Source organism: Rhodococcus sp. ACPA4 (assembly GCF_002300185.1).
GTDB classification, from domain to species: domain Bacteria; phylum Actinomycetota; class Actinomycetes; order Mycobacteriales; family Mycobacteriaceae; genus Rhodococcus_F; species Rhodococcus_F globerula.
The window spans coordinates 597,447-615,220 of the sequence record NZ_NSDY01000001.1 but is presented as its reverse complement, the minus strand read 5'-3'; the positions used below and the strand labels follow the sequence as shown (position 1 = coordinate 615,220).

Genomic DNA, 17,774 nt, shown 5'->3' with positions numbered 1-17,774 from the left:
GGCCACCTCGTGAAGAAAACATCAGTGTGTCGAATCGTGTATCTCTGGAAAACTGCAGACCGTGGATCTACTGGCCGGTGGTTCCGGCAGCAGGCGGCTGCTTTTCGATTGATGTCGGCGCAGGTGCCGCCGCAGTCCCACCGGACGGCAGTGCCTCGCCCTTCATGGATGCGCGAATCTGCTCGAGTCGGCTGTGCCCGGCCATCTGCACGGAAGCCTGCTGGACCTCCATCATCCGACCCTGCACCGAGTTCTGGGCAAGTTCGGCCGAGCCGAGGGCATTTGCGTAGCGACGCTCGATCTTGTCGCGAACGGCGTCCAGGCTTGGCGTGTTGCCGGGTGCGGACAGCGTGCTGTCCATGGATCGCAGCGACTCGCTGACGCGTTCCTGCATCTTGGCCTGCTCGAGCTGGCTGAGCAGCTTCGTGCGCTCGGCAACCTTGGCCTGAAGCGTCATAGCGTTCTGTTCGACGGCCTTCTTCGCCTGCGCGGCAGCCTGCAACGACTGATCGTGCAGCGCCTTGAGATCCTCGACACCCTGCTCGGCGGTGACGAGCTGAGCGGCAAAAGCCTCAGCGGCATTTGTGTACTGGATCGCCTTGTCATTGTCGCCCGCGGCGGCAGCCTGATCGGCGAGGTTGACGGCCTGACGCGCGTTGGCGTTGAGCTTTTCGACCTCGTCGAGCTGACGACTGAGCTTCATTTCGAGCTGACGCTGATTACCGATCACCGACGCGGCCTGCTGCGAGAGCGCCTGGTGCTGACGCTGCGCGTCCTCGATCGCCTGCTGGATCTGGATCTTCGGGTCGGCGTTCTCGTCGATCTTCGAATTGAAGAGCGCCATCAGGTACTTCCAGCCCTTGACGAAAGGATTAGCCATGGGTTTGATCCTGCCTCCATCTGATGCGCCGCGCGCTACGCGACCCGGTGAACGACCGTCGCACACCGAAACTCACCAATACATCAGGGCTGCGCTCCAACTGCCCTGACCCTGCACTGCCATACCGGTATATCTACCGAATCTATCGGGTTCAAGCGGCCAGTAGCTACGCAGCAGCCAAACTGCGCGCGTTGGGCGCCGGAATCACCACTCGGGTATCCCGGGCGATGGACGGCGAACCGGACACCTGTGCCGACACAGCAGCGGCTGCACCGGTCGGCGCGGCACCGGAAACCGGACGACCGAGCGCAGAGTTGGACTTCTTGGTGGCCAGAGTTTCACTGACGTCGACCAACACGTCGGACAGCGGTACGGCAAGCGCATCGCAGATCGCGGCCAGCAGTTCACTCGACGCTTCCTTGCGTCCACGTTCCACCTCGGACAGGTAGCCCAAGCTCACACGCGCACTGTTCGACACCTCACGTAGCGTGCGACTCTGCGAAACGCGCGTACGCCGGAGACTGTCACCGATTGCCTCACGCAATAGCAGCGCCATCTCGCTCCTCCTTCATCCGTCGTGCCGTACCTGTCTTTTCACAGGTCCGCACCGTCACCTGGCCACATCGGTACCGTCTCGACACCGTGGCTGTTGCACACCTTCACAACAGTCAACGTCCGAACTCGACCGATTGGTTCCCGAGCCTATCGTGCCCGGCGCTCTTCAACACGATCACATAACCGCGACACGGCTGCCGCGACTGCAGCGATTCGAATCTCCCACCGCTCTCCTGTCAACGACAGACGCTCACACAGAGTTCCGTCGGGCCCGGCAATCCCCAAGAACACCGTGCCGACAGGGTTCCCGTCTTGTTCGGCCGGCCCCGCTACACCGGTCAGTCCGACACCCCAATCGGCGACGCACCGAGTGCGGGCACCGTCGGCCAGAGCAATCGCCGTGGATGCGGACACCGGGCCGTCGAGTGCCAACGCATCTGGATCTACGCCTGCCAGCGTCGCTTTCAGATCGGTGGCGTACACCACCAGGCCGCCGCGCAGGACTTGGCTCGATCCGGGAACCGACGCCAGCGCAGCAGTGAACAGTCCGGCCGTCAGCGACTCGGCAGCCGCGACGCTCTCCCCCGCCACCACCAACGCGGCGATCAGTTCGCCGACTCCGAGGTCGAGCAGCGGATCGCGCACAGGTCAGTGTCCGTCTCGTTCGGCGAACCGGACGCCGGCGCGCAATCTGATGGCTTGAACAACATATTCGAGGCCGGTGACGACTGTCAGCACAACCGCCGCGGCCATCAGGAGCCAGCTGACCACGTCCCAGCTGCTCGGCAATGGGCACAGGTAGAAACCGATCGCTACGGCCTGGACGAGGGTCTTGAGCTTGCCGCCCTTGCCGGCAGGAATCACGGCATGGCGGAGCACGGCAAAACGCAGCAGCGTGATTCCGAGTTCGCGGGCGATGATCACGCCGGTCACCCACCACGACAGGTCACCGAGTACCGACAACCCGATAAGCGCAGCGCCGATCAGTGCCTTGTCCGCGATGGGATCCATCAACTTGCCGAAGTCGGTGACCAGACCGTATTTCCTGGCCAACTGGCCGTCGATCCGGTCGGTCACCGCGGCGACGATGAAGATCGCCATCGCGCCCAGACGCCACGACGTCGTCTGACCGTCGTCGACAAAAAGCACGACGAGAAAGACCGGAACAAGAACGATCCGAATCATTGTCAAGATGTTCGCGATATTGAAAAGTGGGACGGGTTTGTCGGCCGGTGTTTCTCCAGTGGGCCCTACAGCAGCCCGATGGGCATCTGCTTGATCACGCGGGGAACTCATCGGATCACCGCGCGGAAGGCGGGCCGAACCCGGACGGTGACCGGGCGGGCGGGGTATTTCGTGGAGCGGACAGGCACGCGACTCAGAATATCGGTAGACCCATTGACTAATGTGCACCACATGACTTCCACCGCGCGCAGCGACACCGAGAGCCACTTGATCGTGCGGCGGGCACGAACATCCGACGTCCCGGAAATCAAACGCCTCATCGACATCTATGCCGGCAAGATTCTGCTGGAAAAGAACCTGGTGACGTTGTACGAGGCTGTGCAGGAGTTCTGGGTCGCCGAAAAGGACGGCCAAATTCTGGGTTGCGGGGCGATGCACGTCCTGTGGGCGGACCTCGGCGAGATTCGCACTGTGGCAGTCGATCCCACCGTCAAGGGTCAGGGAGCAGGCTTCCAGGTGGTCGACAAACTGATCGAAGTTGCACGCGAGTTGGAATTGGAGCGGTTGTTCGTGTTGACCTTCGAGACCGACTTCTTCCACCGCCACGGCTTTGTCGAAATCGAGGGAACTCCGGTCACCGCCGAGGTCTATACCGAGATGTGCCGGTCATACGACGCCGGTGTCGCCGAGTTCCTCGATCTCAGTTACGTCAAACCCAACACCCTCGGAAATACCCGTATGCTTCTGACGCTCTGATCGGTTCACTCACATCCCGAAAGCGGTCCCGATGTCGTTGTTCCTCGTCGAATACACCTATGACCCCGCAAAAAACGCCGAGCGTGACGCCCTCCGCCCCGATCACCGGGCATGGCTCGGTGATCTTCTCGAGCGTGACATCGTCGTGACGTCCGGCCCGTTCGCCGACGGCCTCGGAGCACTCATCATCGTCGACACGGCAGACGCCGACACCGTGGCACTTCTCTTCACGCACGATCCGTTTGCCAAAGCCGATCTAGTCGCGAATATCCGGATCACCGAGTGGGTGCCGGTACTGGGTCAGTTGGCCTGAACCGACTCAGGCGCGGTCGCGGGTCTTCATCAGGCTCGCGACCGTGGTCACGGCCAACACACCGATGATGACGGACAGGGACAATGCCGTCGAAATCTCCGGCACGCTGACGTGTTCGCCGCCGTTGACAAACGGCAGCGTGTTCTCGTGCAATGCGTGCAGGACAAGCTTGACGCCGATGAACGCGAGGATGATCGACAGCCCGTACGAGAGGTAGACCAACCGCTCGAGCAGTCCGCCGATGAGGAAATACAGTTGGCGTAGGCCCATCAACGCAAAGGCGTTGGCGGTGAACACGATGTACGGCTCCTGGGTCAGTCCGTAGATCGCCGGGATGGAATCCAGCGCGAACAACACGTCCGCAAATCCGATGGCAATGAGCGCCAACATCAACGGCGTAATGACACGCTTGCCGTCGATCCTGGTGATCAATTTGTCGCCGTCGTACTCCTCGGTGGTGGGCAGTACTCGCTTCACAATGCTGATGATGCGGCTGTCACGTTTCTCTTCGGCTTCCTTCTCGTGCCCGTGGTCGCGGACCAACGTGTACGCGGTGTAGATCAGGAAGGCTCCGAAGAGGTAGAACACCCAACTGTAGGCATTGATTGCCGCAGCGCCCACCGCAATGAAAATCCCTCGCATCACCAATGCGAGCACGATTCCGATCAGCAGGACCTTCTGCTGGTACTGGGGCGGGACCGCAAACGTCGACATGATGATGACAAACACAAAAAGGTTGTCTACGGACAGCGCCTTCTCCGTGACGTAGCCGGCAAAGTACTCGCCGCCGTACGTCGTTCCCCAGATCCACATCACGATCAGACCGAAAATTATCGCGATCGAGATGTAGACCGTCGACCAGAAGGCCGACTCACGAAAGGTCGGTGCATGAGGCGTCCGGACATGCGCGAAGAAATCGAAGACAAACAGGCCGAGTATCACCACTATCGTGATAACCCACGTCAACGGTGTCACATGCACGAGCAGCCTCCGATCGTCTGCCGACGGTTACCCGCCGACCCACGTCACTAGTCGTCGGATGAACTATCCTCCGGATCGCCGCCCCGAATGGACCACAACAATCCGTCCAACTCGTCGGGCTTCACCAGCACCTCGCGAGCCTTGGACCCTTCACTCGGTCCCACGATTCCACGATTCTCCATGAGGTCGATGAGTCGTCCGGCCTTCGCGAACCCGACGCGCAGTTTGCGTTGCAGCATCGACGTGGAACCGAACTGGCTGGTCACGACAAGTTCGACAGCTTGCAGCAGCACGTCCATGTCGTCCCCGATATCGGGATCGACGTCCTTCTTCTCGCCGGCCTTCGCAGCGGTGACGCCTTCGGTGTACTCGGGTTCTGCTTGGTTCTTCGCAAAATCCACGACCGCGGTAATTTCTTCGTCCGTGATGAATGCGCCCTGCATACGGGTCGGCTTACCGGCACCCATGGGGAGGAACAGTCCGTCACCCATACCGATGAGCTTCTCGGCTCCCGGCTGATCGAGGATGACTCGCGAGTCCGTCAGGGACGACGTCGCAAACGCCAATCGGGACGGCACGTTCGTCTTGATCAGACCGGTGACGACGTCGACGGACGGGCGCTGTGTCGCGAGCACCAAGTGGATACCCGCGGCACGTGCCTTCTGCGTGATTCGCACGATGGCCTCTTCGACGTCACGCGGCGCGGTCATCATGAGGTCTGCCAACTCGTCGACGATCGCCAGGATGTAGGGGTACGGCCGGTAGACGCGTTCGCTACCCAGCGGTGCGGTGATCTCGCCGGATTTCACCTTCGCATTGAAATCGTCGATGTGGCGTACCCGGTTGACCTGCATGTCCTGGTAGCGCTGCTCCATCTCCTCGACCAGCCACGCAAGCGCGGCCGCCGCCTTCTTCGGCTGGGTGATGATGGGAGTGATCAAGTGCGGAATACCCTCGTACGGCGTCAGTTCGACCATCTTGGGGTCGATCAGGATCATCCGAACTTCGTCGGGAGTCGCGCGGGTCAGCAGCGACACGAGCATCGAGTTCACGAAGCTCGACTTACCCGAACCGGTGGAACCGGCAACCAGCAAGTGGGGCATCTTCGCGAGGTTCGCATGGACGAAGTCGCCCTCGATGTCCTTACCCAGTCCGATCACGAGCGGGTGGTGTTCGCGTCGCATGCTCGGCGCCGTCAGCACGTCGGCCAAGCGGACCAGTTCGCGGTCCGAGTTGGGCACCTCGATGCCCACGGCCGACTTGCCCGGAATCGGAGCGAGAAGACGCACGTTGTCGGTGGCTACCGCGTACGCGATGTTTCGAGCGAGCGCGGTGATCTTCTCGACCTTGACGCCAGGACCGAGTTCCACTTCGTACCGCGTTACTGTCGGTCCGCGCGTGAATCCGGTGACGGCAGCATCGATCTTGAACTGTTCGAGTACCTCGCTGATCGCCTCGATCATCGCGTCGTTCGCCGAACTGCGCAGCTTCGGCGGGTCGCCGTCGATCAGCAGCGATGTGGGCGGAAGGTTGTAGTCGCCGTCCGTCACACGATCGGTGACAAAGCTTTCGGCCTCTTCGGGTTCCGGCTCGGGCTTGGGTGCCGGCTTCGCCACCGGAACCGATCGCGCGGGAGGTCTGGTCCGGGTCACCGGCTTTTCGGCGACCGGCGCTTCCGCAGCGGAGGCGGTCTCGTCCGCTGCCGGGGCAACTTCGTCCGGGTCCGCTGACCACAGGTCGAGGATTTCGGTCTTCTTGTCGCCGGATTCGAATTCGTCCGTCGGGTAGTTGTCGATCGGCGCCCGGCGGCTCGACCGTTTGGACGGCCGCAGCGGAGGCTCCGCATACGTGTCCACCGGATAACCGTCGGCGTCGAACTCCGATGACTCGTACGAGCCTCCCCCGTAGTCGCGACCGTAGCTGTCGTCGTCGAATTCGCTGCCGTAGTCCTCGAATTCGTCGTCGTCGCCGGACGGAGATCCGAAGAAGGACTGAAACTTACCGGGGACCTGTCGCAGGGTGGTTCCGGTCAACAACAGGATTCCGAAGCCGACAGCGATCACCAGCAACGGCACCGAGAGCCAGGCCGTCAGACCATTGGTCAATGGTCCGCCGACAACAGAGCCGACAAATCCGGCTCCGATTTCATGTGTGTCCGCAGTTGTCTCCGCACCGGAACCGATGTGCCACAAGCCCAGTGCGGGTAGCCCCACCAGCAACGAACCCATGATGAGACGGGTCCGGATCTCGGGGCGCGGCTCCGTGCGCATCAGCAGGATTGCGATTCCGACACACAAGATCGGCAGAACGGCCGACACAGCACCGAACACCGCGCGAACGGCCGTTTCGATTCCGCCGCCGATCGGTCCACCCGCCGCGAACCACACACTGCCCGCGACGACAACACTGAAAGCAATGAGCCCGAGGGCAATTCCGTCGCGTCGGTGGCCTGCCTCGATATCGCCGACTTTGCTCACCGTGCGAGTGGTTGCGCCGACGCCACGAGCGGCCAGCGACCACCCGGCTGCGATGCCTTTGCCGACAACATCGAGCGGGCTGGCACTCTGCTTCGATTTTGCGACCGGCCGACGAGCCGCCGAAGACGCACCGGACGCCTTCCTGGGGGCTGCCTTCTTCGCCGGCGCTTTCCTCGGGGTCGATTTGGCTCCCTTACCCGCTCCCGCGCGGCCACCGGCGTGCGACGCTGTCGTGACGTTGCGGGGGGTGGAGACTGTTCGTGTTCGCGACTTTGCCGCGGGAGTTGACGCTGACGACCTGGTCGATGCCCTGGACGCGGACGTGCTTGTACTCGAACCTGTACCGGATCCTCGGGCGCTCGACTTACCTGCCATGACGTTCAGGCTAGTCGGTGCAACCCCATCCGGACCATCCGCAACACCAGCAACACCGTTCATACGTGCGAATCGTGATGTTCGCTACGCCTAGCGAATGGATCGAGCGCCGAATCAGAAACCGCGATCCAAGCCCATGACGGACTGGACGTCGGCCAGTTCTCCTTTGGCTTCGATCACCACTTCGTTGCGTCCGAAAGCGTGTAACAAGAGCTCGGCCGGCTCCCCCTGCAGAACCACCGTCCGGGTATCTGCTTTGTGCACAACGGCACTTTCACCCGACGGCAATTCGAAGATTACTTCGACGTCAGACTTCCGGTACCCCAGCTTGGCTACCTGGCGTGCGTACTTCCACAAATCCGCCTGACGATCTTGTGGCAGCGCCCTGGCCACCCAATGCTGATGCGCTCGGCGCACATCCTCGTGATGGACGAACATCTCGGTGGTATTGACCTGAGAATCGAGCCAGTACATCGGCGACCAGCGCGGCGGTCCGCTGCGAACGTCACGGAGTAGTTCTTCCCACGGGCGCGATGCGGCCGCTTTTCTGACGCTCTCGGTATGTCCGGCCAAGGCACTGATCATGATTCCGGGAGCGGCGTCGAGACGCCGCTCCCGGACGATCAAATGTGCTGCCAGGTCACGATTTGTCCACTCCCCGCACAGAGTGGGTGCATCGGGGCCGAATTCGACCATGCTGTCCACCAGGGCGAGTCGTTCGTCATGTGCGAAGGTCACCTTCGCCAACGTACGCGAAACTTCTCCCACTACCGGGAGAAGTCGCTCAGGAAACCGCGATAACCGTCGGAATGATCATCGGGCGACGACGGTACTTGTCCGCAACCCAACGGCCGACCACGCGACGCACCGACTGTGCGATGCGATGTGCGTCGGTGATTCCTTCGCCCGCGAGGCGCAGAAGATCTGCTTCCACGAGTTGTGCAGCGTCCTTGAGAGCGGTCGGGTCGTCGGAGAATCCACGTCCGGACACCTCGGGGGTACTGACCGCGCGTCCCGTCGACTCGTTGATGACGATGGTGATGGCGATGAAGCCACCCTCACCGAGCACCAGACGGTCCGAGAGCGTCGGCTCGCCGACATCGCCCACGGAGAGTCCATCGACGTACACGTGTCCGACCGGAACTCGTCCGACGATCTCGGCAAGACCGTCGACCATGTCGACGACAACGCCGTCCTCGGCCAGCACGATGCGCTCTTCCGGAACACCTGTCGCCTTGGCCAGAGCAGCATTGGCGCGCAGGTGGCGCCATTCACCGTGCACCGGCATCGCGTTGGTGGGGCGAACCGCGTTGTACAGATACAGCAACTCACCGGCGGAGGCGTGACCCGATACGTGGACCTTGGCGCTTTGCTGAGTGACGACAGTGGCGCCACGCTTGGCCAAGCCGTTGACCACGGCAAAGACGGAGTTCTCGTTGCCAGGGATCAGCGAGGACGCAAGAACGACGAGGTCGTTGGCACGGATGTTGATCTGGCGATGCTCACCGCGAGCCATCCGCGAGAGCGCTGCGAGAGGCTCGCCCTGCGAACCCGTGGAGATGAGAACCAGTCGATCATCGGGAAGTGTGGCTGCGGTATCGATGTCGACGACCAGACCGTCTGGCACCCGCAGGTAGCCGAGATCCTGTGCGATCTGCATGTTCCGGACCATCGACCGGCCGACGAACACGATGCGACGGTTGTACCGCGCCGCGACGTCGACAACCTGCTGGATACGGTGCACGTGGCTGGCGAACGACGCCACGATGACGCGTTGCTTGGCCTTGCCGATGACGTTGTCGAGCACGCCGCCGATTTCGCGTTCGGGCGTGACGAATCCCGGCACTTCCGCATTGGTGGAGTCGACGAGGAAAAGGTCGACACCCTCGTCACCAAGGCGGGAGAATCCGGCGAGGTCGGTCAGGCGCCCGTCGAGCGGAAGCTGATCGAGCTTGATGTCACCGGTGTGCAGTACAACTCCGGCGTCGGTGCGGATCGCAATGGCGAGCGCGTCCGGGATGGAGTGGTTGACTGCGAAGTACTCGCAGTCGAACGGACCGTGTGTGGTGGAGTCACCTTCCACGACCTCGACGAGGTTGGGGCGCAGGCGATGTTCACGGCACTTCGCCGCCACGAGCGCGAGTGTGAACTTGGCACCGATGACGGGAATGTCCGCGCGCAGGCGCAACAAGAACGGCAACGCGCCGATGTGGTCTTCGTGGCCGTGCGTGAGGATGACGGCTTCGACGTCGTCCATGCGGTCTTCGATGTAACGGAAGTCCGGGAGGATGAGGTCGACGCCGGGCTGCTGGTCCTCGGGGAACAGAACGCCACAGTCGACGATCAGCAACTTGCCCTTGTGTTCGAACACGGTCATGTTTCGACCGATTTCGCCGATACCGCCGAGCGCAACAACACGAAGTCCACTGGCCGGGGCCTTGGGCGGCATGCCCAGACGCGCGGTCGGGTCCACCTGCGGACGGTTGTCGGGACGCTTGTTCCCGGAACGCGAGTTACCGGACTTGCCGGCTGACGGGCGGTTGCCTGCAGCGCTCTTCCGGGCTTGTTTTTGCGGTGCTGCGTTTTGCGGCGCCGATTTCTGGGCTGCAGCCTTTTGCGGTGCAGCCTTTTGCGGTGCAGCCTTTTTCGGGGCCGACGCCACGGCAGCAGGCTCAGCTGCTACCGGAGCCGGAGCTGCCGGCGTAGCTGATTCGGGTGCCGGGATCGAAGGCGGTCCGGCTTGGCGACTGGCACTACGACGTCGGGGGGGACGGGTCATTTACAAAACTCCTGCCGCATGCAGATCGGCGGCCAAACCGTCGATCTGCTCTTTAGTGGGTGCAACCTGCGGAAGGCGCGGTCCTCCGACATCGATACCGATGAGTCGCAGACCCGCCTTCGACGCGCTGACGCCACCCAAACGGGCGACGGAACGGATCACAGGGATCAAACTGAGGTTTATTTCGCGTGCACGGGCGATGTCGCCGGTGACAAATGCGGTGTGAAGCTCACGCAGTCGACCAGGAACCAGGTGTCCGATGACGCTGACGAAGCCGGTGGCTCCGACTGCGAGCCACGGGAGGTTCAACGGGTCGTCGCCGGAGAAGAACTGAAGTTCGGTGGTGCCGATCAATTCTGCACCCGCGTTGAGATCACCCTTGGCGTCTTTGACGGCCTTGATGCGGGGATGCTCGGCAAGACGACGGATTGTCTCCGTCTCGATGGGGACAACGGAGCGGGGCGGAATGTCGTAGAGCATGACGGGCAGGTCGGTGGCGTCGGCAACTGCGGTGAAGTGCGCGTAGAGCCCGGCCTGCGGGGGACGTGAGTAGTACGGCGTGACAACAAGAAGGCCGTGAGCGCCGACGCGGGCCGCGTCGCGGGCGAGTTCGACACTGTGTGCAGTGTCGTTGCTGCCGGCTCCGGCAACGATCTTGGCGCGGTCGCCAACGGCGTCGATTACCGCGCGGAGCAGGTCGAGCTTCTCCGATTCGGTGGTGGTCGGAGACTCACCCGTTGTGCCGGCAAGGACAAGGCCGTCGCAGCCGTTGTCGACGAGATGGGCTGCGAGGCGCACGCCCGTGTCGACGTCCAGCTTCCCGTCGGCAGTGAACGGGGTCACCATCGCAACGGAAATGGTGCCGAACGGACGCTCGACGAGAGAAGCGGAATCACCGTAGGTCATGGTCAGAAGGTTACCCGGTCAGTCGCTTACTTCTGCACACGAGTCTTCAGTCGAGTCGCGAACGTAACTTCACTCGGCAGCGAACGAGCTGACGGCAATTTCCGATCCGTCACTTCTGCGCAGAATCTCGTAGTCTCCGAACACATTTGGCGCAGCGGTTTGAAGTTGCCGCAAGCACTCGATCGCGACGCGCCTGATCTCGACGTCCGCGTGCTCGGTGGCGCGCATATCCACGAAGTGTCGCCAAGCACGGTAGTTTCCGCTGACTACGAGACGGGTTTCCGTGGCATTGGGCAGCACCGAGCGAGCGGCTTGACGCGCTTGCTTGCCGCGCACGGGTGCGCCGGGGACGGACTGCAATTTGCCTTCCAACGCAGCGAGCAGTTCGCCGTAGGCCCGTCGACTTTCCTCGGTGGCGGCCAGGAACAGCGCTTCGAGTTCCGGGTCACCTTCGACAGCCGGCGGGACCACGACGCTTGCATCGTTCTCCCTAACGAACCGCTGGGAGAGTTGCGAGTACGAGAAGTGGCGGTGACGGATCAGTTCGTGGGTACAGGAGCGCGAGATTCCGGTGATGTAGAAACTGACCGTCGCATGTTCGAGGACAGACGAATGCCCGACTTCTAGGAGATGTCGAATGTATCCGGCGTTCGTGGCTGTGCGCGGGTTGGGCTTGGACCAACTCTGATAGCAGGCGCGGCCGGCGAATTCCGCAAGTGCCTCACCGCCGTCGGCATCGGTTTCCCAGTCGATGTCGTCCGGCGGGAAGAACTCGGACTTTGCCACCATCTGCACTTTCAGTGACACCGTGTGCGGCACTACATACTCCTCGAGTCCGCCGGACACTTCCGGCTGTCAGGCCAACCGGACGCTTCCGGCCTTGCTGCGCGGCAACTCTATAGGCAGAAACCACCTGGGAAGCCCTGACGCCAGACGGCACCTTGACTGACGTCACTTTTGACGTCACTGTGGTGTCATGGATATTTCGGAGTACACCGCAAAGCTGCACGATGACCTCGTCACGGCGGCCGAACTCGGCGACGACCACACCCGTCGCATCGCGGCGTCACTCGCGGCCGCCATGGAACCGTCGATACGCCTCGTTCTGCTGGCCGCGGCAACCGAGCTCGCCAAGGAAATCGGAGCCGAGATCGAGGACCGCGACGTCAAGGTCCATCTCGACGGCAACAACATTCTGGTCGACGTCCAGAAAGCATCGAAGGATTCCGGGGCCGAGGAGCCCGCCAAGGAAAACGTCTACTCGTTCGACGACGTCAGCGGCGACATCAGCCGGGTCACCCTGCGCATGATGGAGCAGATCAAGGCCCGCGCCGAAGAAGCCGCAAATCAGAACGGCGTCTCCTTGAATTCGTGGGTGTCGCAAGCCGTGCAAGGCGCTTTGCGGGATCAGATGCGTAAGAACGGCATGGACTGATCTAATTGCGTCCGAGCAAGTCCACGAAGTTGTTGCCGTCAGGCATGTAAGGAGTAAGACGTATGGCCGTTTCGGGCGTCAAGGAATTCGAGATCAAGGCCGATCCGGCCACGGTCATGGCAGCGGTTGCGGCGGTGGACCGGTTGCCCGAATGGTCGTCTGCGCACAAGAAGATCACGATCGAGACCACACATGACGACGGTCGGCCGCATCGCGTCCGGATGGCCGTGTCGATTCTCGGCATCAACGACGAGCAAGTTGTGGACTACACCTTCGACGGTGACGAGAAGGTGAGCTGGACCCTCGTCGAGAGTGGACAGCAGAACCAGCAGGACGGCTCGTACACTCTGACCCCCACCGATGGCGGAACGAAGATCAGTTTCGAACTGACCATCGACCCCAAGATTCCGCTGCCGGGATTCCTGGTGAAGAAGGCCCAGAAGACGGCGCTGGAGACCGCCAGCAAGGGACTGACGAAGTTCGTCGAAAACTTCTGACAGTCAGCACTATTCGCGCGCAACCCTCGCCTCCGGCAAGCTCGGACGCGAGGGTTGCCGCATTTCACGATCGCCCCGGACCTCCGCACTCGACGGAAAGTCCTTGGTGAAGTTCATGATTCACTGCCGCGACGGATAGTCGCGGGGTAACGTCGGCCTCGTGTCCGACGCGGCAGCACCTCCTCGCACCCCCGCCACCGTGCGTGTGCTCGTCTTCAGCGACGACGCCCATACGCGCGAACAGGTCCGCCTCGCCCTCGGCGAGCGCCCCCATCCTGATCTCCCACCGATCGAATACGTCGAGGTGGCCACAGCACCCGTGGTGATCGATCGACTCGACCGCGGCGGCATCGACCTCGCCATTCTCGACGGCGAGGCAAGCCCGGCCGGGGGCATGGGCGTCGCGAAGCAGCTCAAAGACGAGATCGCGAACTGCCCGCCGATCGTGATTCTGACCGGTCGACCCGACGACGCCTGGCTCGCGTCGTGGTCACGCGCGGAAGCTGCCGTTTCCCAACCACTCGACCCGATCGAACTGGCGTCGGCCGTCATTCGTTTGCTCCGCGTTCGCCTGAACCTCTGATCGGCCGGTGCCTACACAGTTCCCTTGCGGCGGCGAGCACTTCGGCATCTCGGGAGCAAAACTCCACAGTTCGAAAATCAGCCCCAATATCGGAGGCACCACCTAGGGTAAGTGTCACAGGTCACACGATCGGCGAGATGCTGGCAGTATCGATCTGGCAGGGACAGCAGGGCCTTCTGGGGCAGCGTCATTCACGGGGCGTCACGCTAAACGGAGAGAGGTTCGGTGCGACATGAACGCGTATGTGCCAATTCTCGTTCTGGGTGCCATTGCGATGGCCTTTGCCGTGGTGTCAGTCGTTCTTGCCTCCGTCGTCGGGCCTCGCCGGTACAACCGCGCGAAACTCGAAGCCTACGAATGTGGCATCGAACCGACGCCCCGCGCCGTCGGTGGCGGACGGTTTCCCGTCAAGTTCTATCTGACGGCCATGCTGTTCATCATCTTCGACATCGAAATCGTCTTCCTCTATCCCTGGGCAGTTCATTTCGATTCGCTCGGTTTGTTCGGACTCGCGGCCATGGGCCTGTTCGTCGTCAACGTCTCGGTTGCGTATGCCTACGAGTGGAGACGAGGCGGTCTGAGTTGGGACTGACCTGATTTCCCCGCAGTTGCAAACACAGCAGCTGCGCACACAGCAGTTGCAAACACAGCAAGTGCACACGCATCCGACGGCAACTCTCACGACGGAAACGAGTCGAATATGGGTCTTGAAGAAAAGCTTCCGAGCGGTTTTCTCCTGACAACTGTCGAGGGCCTGGCCGGCTACTTCCGCAAGGGATCGCTGTGGCCGGCAACCTTCGGACTTGCGTGCTGCGCCATCGAGATGATGTCGACTACGTCCGGCCGATTCGACTTGGCGCGCTTCGGCATGGAAGCCTTCCGCGCGTCACCCCGGCAGGCAGACCTGATGATCGTCGCCGGACGGGTCAGTCAGAAGATGGCGCCGGTCCTGCGGCAGGTCTACGACCAGATGGCCGAACCCAAATGGGTGCTCTCCATGGGTGTCTGCGCGTCGTCGGGCGGAATGTTCAACAACTACGCGATAGTCCAGGGTGTCGATCACATCGTGCCGGTCGACATCTACCTGCCTGGATGCCCGCCACGTCCGGAGATGCTGCTCAACGCAATTATCGAACTGCACAAAAAGATTCAGGACATGCCACTCGGTGTCAACCGCGAAGAAGCACGCGCCGCTGCCGAGCGCGCCGCACTGGCGTCCACTCCTCTGATCGACATCAAGGGACTGCTGCGATGACCGATGAATCCTCCGACCGCCGCGGAATGTTCGGCGCACGCGGCAGTGGCGACACATCCGGGTACAACCGGTTGGCCCGCCCTGCCGCCGCACCGGATGCTGCGACGCGGCCTTACAGCGGATACTTCGACGAGATCGCTGACGGATTGTCGGCTGCATTGTCGGACAACGGAACTGCCTTCGACGACGCGGTCGAGAAGGTGGTGATCTTCCGCGACGAGTTGACGTTGCACATCGAACGTTCGTACCTACCCCAGGTGGCCCGCCGTCTGCGAGACGAACCGGACTTGCGGTTCGAATTGTGCCTCGGAGTCAACGGCGTTCACTACCCACAGGACACCGGACGCGAGCTGCATGCGGTGTACCCCTTCTCGTCGATCACCCACAATCGTCGTATCCGGTTGGAGGTGTCGGTATCGGATTCCGATCCGCACATTCCCTCGCTGGTGGGCACCTACCCGGCCAACGACTGGCACGAACGCGAAACCTACGACTTCTTCGGCATCATCTTCGACGGCCATCCGTCGCTCACTCGCATCGAGATGCCGGACGACTGGCAGGGCCACCCCCAGCGCAAGGACTACCCGCTGGGCGGAATCCCCGTCGAATACAAGGGAGCACACATCCCGCCACCCGACGAGCGCAGGTCGTACATCTGATGAACAACATGGCTGACACACCATCGCAAGAGACGGTCTACACCGCCTCGGGTCAGGACTGGGACCAGATAGTCGCCGCGGCGGCAGCGGGCCGATCCGATGCCGGTGCCGAACGCATCGTCGTCAACATGGGTCCACAGCACCCGTCGACGCACGGCGTGCTCCGTCTCATTCTCGAGATCGAGGGCGAGACGGTAATCGAGGCGCGATGCGGAATCGGCTACCTGCACACCGGAATCGAGAAGAACCTCGAATACCGGAACTGGACTCAGGGCGTCACTTTTGTCACCCGTATGGATTATCTGTCTCCGTTCTTCAACGAAACCGCGTACTGCCTGGGCGTCGAGAAGCTACTCGGTATCACCGATGACGTCCCGGAACGCGCCACCGTTGTGCGCGTGATGTTGATGGAACTCAACCGGATCTCCTCGCACCTTGTTGCGCTGGCTACTGGCGGTATGGAGTTGGGCGCTGTCACTGCCATGCTGTTCGGGTTCCGCGAGCGCGAACTGATACTCGACGTCTTCGAGACCATCACCGGCCTTCGAATGAATCATGCGTTCATCCGTCCAGGTGGACTGGCTCAGGATCTACCCGCAGGTTCGATTCCGAAGATCCGCGAACTGTTGAAGGTTCTGCCGAATCGCCTGCGCGACATGGAGTTGATGCTCACCGACAACACGATCTGGAAGGCGCGAACCAGCGGCATCGGATACCTGGACCTCACCGGATGCATGGCGCTCGGCATCACCGGTCCGGTACTTCGGGCCACCGGCCTCCCCCACGATCAGCGTCGAGCGCAGCCCTACTGCGGTTACGAAAACTACGAGTTCGACGTCATCACACACACCGGGTCCGATTGTTACGGAAGGTACTTCATTCGGGTGGAGGAGATGAAGGAGTCCTTGAAGATCGTCGAACAATGCCTCGACAAGCTGGCCCCGGGACCGATCATGGTCGACGATCGGAAAATTGCGTGGCCGGCAGATCTCCAGGTAGGTGATGACGGACTCGGCAATTCGCAGAAGCACGTCGGCAAGATCATGGAGTCGTCGATGGAAGGCCTCATCCACCACTTCAAATTGGTGACCGAGGGTATCCGCGTTCCGGCCGGTCAGGTGTACGTGGCCGTGGAATCGCCACGCGGAGAACTCGGCGTTCACATGGTGTCCGACGGCGGCACCCGTCCATACCGAGTGCATTTCCGGGATCCGTCGTTCACGAATCTCCAAGCGGTAGCTGCGATGTGTGAAGGAGGCATGGTGTCCGATGTGATCGCATCGGTGGCCAGCATCGATCCAGTCATGGGCGGAGTGGACCGATGACAGACTCCACGAAAAACGGTGGCACCCGCGTCTTCCTCGAACTCGGTCCACGGCCCGAAGAGCCCACCCAGTTGGTGCGACCAGGGGCTCGAAGCAGCTACCCTGCCGATGTCCTGGCACGACTCGACGCCGATGCCGAGGCCGTCATTGCGCGATACCGTGACGATTCGGCAGGCGAAGGCGCGACTACCAGCAGATCCGCACTGCTGCCACTACTGCATCTTGTCCAATCCGAGGACGGCTACATCACGCCGGCCGGAATCGACTTCTGCTCAGGCAAACTCGGCTTGACCGGTGCCGAAGTCGCGGCAGTGTCCACCTTCTACTCCATGTATCGGCGCGGACCGACGGGCGAGTACCTGGTAGGCGTCTGCACCAACACTCTGTGCGCGATCATGGGCGGCGATGCCATCTTCGAGGCGCTCGAGGAGCACCTCGAATCGGCGGGCTCGCGTGACGAGGCGTCACATTCGATTTCCACGTCGGACGGCAAGATCACTCTCGAACACATCGAGTGCAATGCCGCCTGCGACTACGCACCGGTCGTGATGGTGAATTGGGAGTTCTTCGACAACCAGACGCCCGAGTCTGCACGCACGTTGGTCGACGCGCTCCGTAGCGGCGACCGTGTCACCCCCAGTCGCGGTGCCACGCTGTGTTCTTTCCGCGAAACCGCCCGCACCCTGGCCGGATTCGCGGATTCCCGCGCCGAAGCTGCCGAGGCTCAGACCAGCGGCGCCGCAAGTCTCGCGGGACTGAGAGTGGTCGCGGCGCACTCCACCGACAATCCCAGCTCCGGCGAAGGGAAATGAC

At 62.0% G+C, this 17,774-nt stretch carries 21 protein-coding genes; 11 read left to right on the top strand and 10 right to left on the bottom strand.

Annotated elements, in window-relative coordinates; translation table 11 throughout:
• Positions 1-67: 67 nt before the first annotated feature.
• From CJ178_RS02795 to pgsA, 4 genes are all read right to left on the bottom strand, one after another.
• Positions 68-880, bottom strand: coding sequence for a PspA/IM30 family protein (locus CJ178_RS02795; RefSeq protein WP_033234841.1), 813 nt, complete (start codon positions 878-880; stop codon positions 68-70).
• 166 nt (positions 881-1,046) lie between these two features.
• Positions 1,047-1,436, bottom strand: a complete 390-nt coding sequence (locus CJ178_RS02790; protein ID WP_033234842.1) for a helix-turn-helix domain-containing protein — start codon at positions 1,434-1,436, stop codon at positions 1,047-1,049.
• A gap of 146 nt (positions 1,437-1,582) precedes the next feature.
• Positions 1,583-2,080 (bottom strand): CinA family protein, encoded by a 498-nt coding sequence (locus CJ178_RS02785; protein ID WP_095886063.1) that lies wholly within the window; start codon positions 2,078-2,080, stop codon positions 1,583-1,585.
• A gap of 3 nt (positions 2,081-2,083) precedes the next feature.
• Positions 2,084-2,731, bottom strand: a complete 648-nt coding sequence (gene pgsA / locus CJ178_RS02780) for a CDP-diacylglycerol--glycerol-3-phosphate 3-phosphatidyltransferase (protein ID WP_095886062.1) — start codon at positions 2,729-2,731, stop codon at positions 2,084-2,086.
• A gap of 120 nt (positions 2,732-2,851) precedes the next feature.
• Here pgsA and CJ178_RS02775 point away from each other — a divergent pair, with 120 nt between their 5' ends.
• Positions 2,852-3,376, top strand: a complete 525-nt coding sequence (locus CJ178_RS02775; RefSeq protein ID WP_033234845.1) for an amino-acid N-acetyltransferase — start codon at positions 2,852-2,854, stop codon at positions 3,374-3,376.
• Between the two features lie 31 nt (positions 3,377-3,407).
• Positions 3,408-3,689 carry a YciI family protein gene (locus tag CJ178_RS02770; protein WP_033234846.1) on the top strand — a complete coding sequence of 94 codons (282 nt, stop codon included), beginning with the start codon at positions 3,408-3,410 and terminating at the stop codon, positions 3,687-3,689.
• A 6-nt stretch (positions 3,690-3,695) separates the two neighbouring features.
• Here the strand turns inward: CJ178_RS02770 and CJ178_RS02765 are convergent, their stop codons facing one another.
• Both CJ178_RS02765 and CJ178_RS02760 read right to left on the bottom strand, forming a co-directional pair.
• Positions 3,696-4,670, bottom strand: a complete 975-nt coding sequence (locus CJ178_RS02765; protein ID WP_045067374.1) for a TerC family protein — start codon at positions 4,668-4,670, stop codon at positions 3,696-3,698.
• Between the two features lie 47 nt (positions 4,671-4,717).
• Complete coding sequence (locus CJ178_RS02760) at positions 4,718-7,147, bottom strand: DNA translocase FtsK (protein WP_257012985.1); 2,430 nt, start codon at positions 7,145-7,147, stop codon at positions 4,718-4,720.
• A 1-nt stretch (position 7,148) separates the two neighbouring features.
• Here CJ178_RS02760 and CJ178_RS33155 point away from each other — a divergent pair, with 1 nt between their 5' ends.
• On the top strand, positions 7,149-7,616 hold the full coding sequence (locus CJ178_RS33155) for a hypothetical protein (protein ID WP_095887804.1): 468 nt from the start codon (positions 7,149-7,151) through the stop codon (positions 7,614-7,616).
• A gap of 20 nt (positions 7,617-7,636) precedes the next feature.
• Here CJ178_RS33155 and CJ178_RS02750 read toward each other — a convergent pair whose 3' ends face one another.
• From CJ178_RS02750 to thyX, 4 genes are all read right to left on the bottom strand, one after another.
• Entirely contained in the window at positions 7,637-8,260 is a 624-nt protein-coding gene (locus CJ178_RS02750; RefSeq protein WP_095887802.1) for a TIGR03085 family metal-binding protein, read from the bottom strand.
• Between the two features lie 46 nt (positions 8,261-8,306).
• A complete protein-coding gene (locus tag CJ178_RS02745) occupies positions 8,307-10,301 on the bottom strand; it encodes a ribonuclease J (RefSeq protein WP_095886061.1) in 1,995 nt (664 codons plus the stop codon).
• Positions 10,302-11,207 (bottom strand): 4-hydroxy-tetrahydrodipicolinate synthase, encoded by a 906-nt coding sequence (dapA, locus tag CJ178_RS02740; RefSeq protein WP_095886060.1) that lies wholly within the window; start codon positions 11,205-11,207, stop codon positions 10,302-10,304.
• A gap of 69 nt (positions 11,208-11,276) precedes the next feature.
• Positions 11,277-12,026: an FAD-dependent thymidylate synthase gene (thyX, locus tag CJ178_RS02735; protein ID WP_033235005.1), complete on the bottom strand. Its 750-nt coding sequence runs from the start codon at positions 12,024-12,026 to the stop codon at positions 11,277-11,279.
• 157 nt (positions 12,027-12,183) lie between these two features.
• On the opposite strand from thyX, the gene CJ178_RS02730 reads away from it, so the two are divergent.
• The 8 genes from CJ178_RS02730 to nuoE all read left to right on the top strand — a co-directional run bounded on the left by CJ178_RS02730 (position 12,184) and on the right by nuoE (position 17,773).
• Positions 12,184-12,642 carry a toxin-antitoxin system HicB family antitoxin gene (locus CJ178_RS02730; RefSeq protein WP_033234850.1) on the top strand — a complete coding sequence of 153 codons (459 nt, stop codon included), beginning with the start codon at positions 12,184-12,186 and terminating at the stop codon, positions 12,640-12,642.
• A 62-nt stretch (positions 12,643-12,704) separates the two neighbouring features.
• Positions 12,705-13,139, top strand: coding sequence for an SRPBCC family protein (locus tag CJ178_RS02725; protein ID WP_033234851.1), 435 nt, complete (start codon positions 12,705-12,707; stop codon positions 13,137-13,139).
• 160 nt (positions 13,140-13,299) lie between these two features.
• Entirely contained in the window at positions 13,300-13,722 is a 423-nt protein-coding gene (locus tag CJ178_RS02720; protein ID WP_033234852.1) for an Rv3143 family two-component system response regulator, read from the top strand.
• 232 nt (positions 13,723-13,954) lie between these two features.
• The gene (locus tag CJ178_RS02715) at positions 13,955-14,314 is read left to right on the top strand and encodes an NADH-quinone oxidoreductase subunit A (protein WP_095886059.1); all 360 of its coding nucleotides are present in this window, start codon (positions 13,955-13,957) and stop codon (positions 14,312-14,314) included.
• A 108-nt stretch (positions 14,315-14,422) separates the two neighbouring features.
• Entirely contained in the window at positions 14,423-14,977 is a 555-nt protein-coding gene (locus tag CJ178_RS02710; RefSeq protein ID WP_033234854.1) for a NuoB/complex I 20 kDa subunit family protein, read from the top strand.
• Positions 14,974-15,636, top strand: a complete 663-nt coding sequence (locus CJ178_RS02705; protein WP_095886058.1) for an NADH-quinone oxidoreductase subunit C — start codon at positions 14,974-14,976, stop codon at positions 15,634-15,636. Before CJ178_RS02710 ends, CJ178_RS02705 begins: the two co-directional genes overlap by 4 nt.
• An 8-nt stretch (positions 15,637-15,644) precedes the next feature.
• A complete protein-coding gene (nuoD, locus tag CJ178_RS02700) occupies positions 15,645-16,961 on the top strand; it encodes an NADH dehydrogenase (quinone) subunit D (RefSeq protein ID WP_072782567.1) in 1,317 nt (438 codons plus the stop codon).
• Positions 16,958-17,773, top strand: coding sequence for an NADH-quinone oxidoreductase subunit NuoE (gene nuoE / locus CJ178_RS02695; protein WP_095886057.1), 816 nt, complete (start codon positions 16,958-16,960; stop codon positions 17,771-17,773). The genes nuoD and nuoE overlap by 4 nt, the downstream gene beginning before the upstream one ends.
• Position 17,774: the final 1 nt, after the last annotated feature.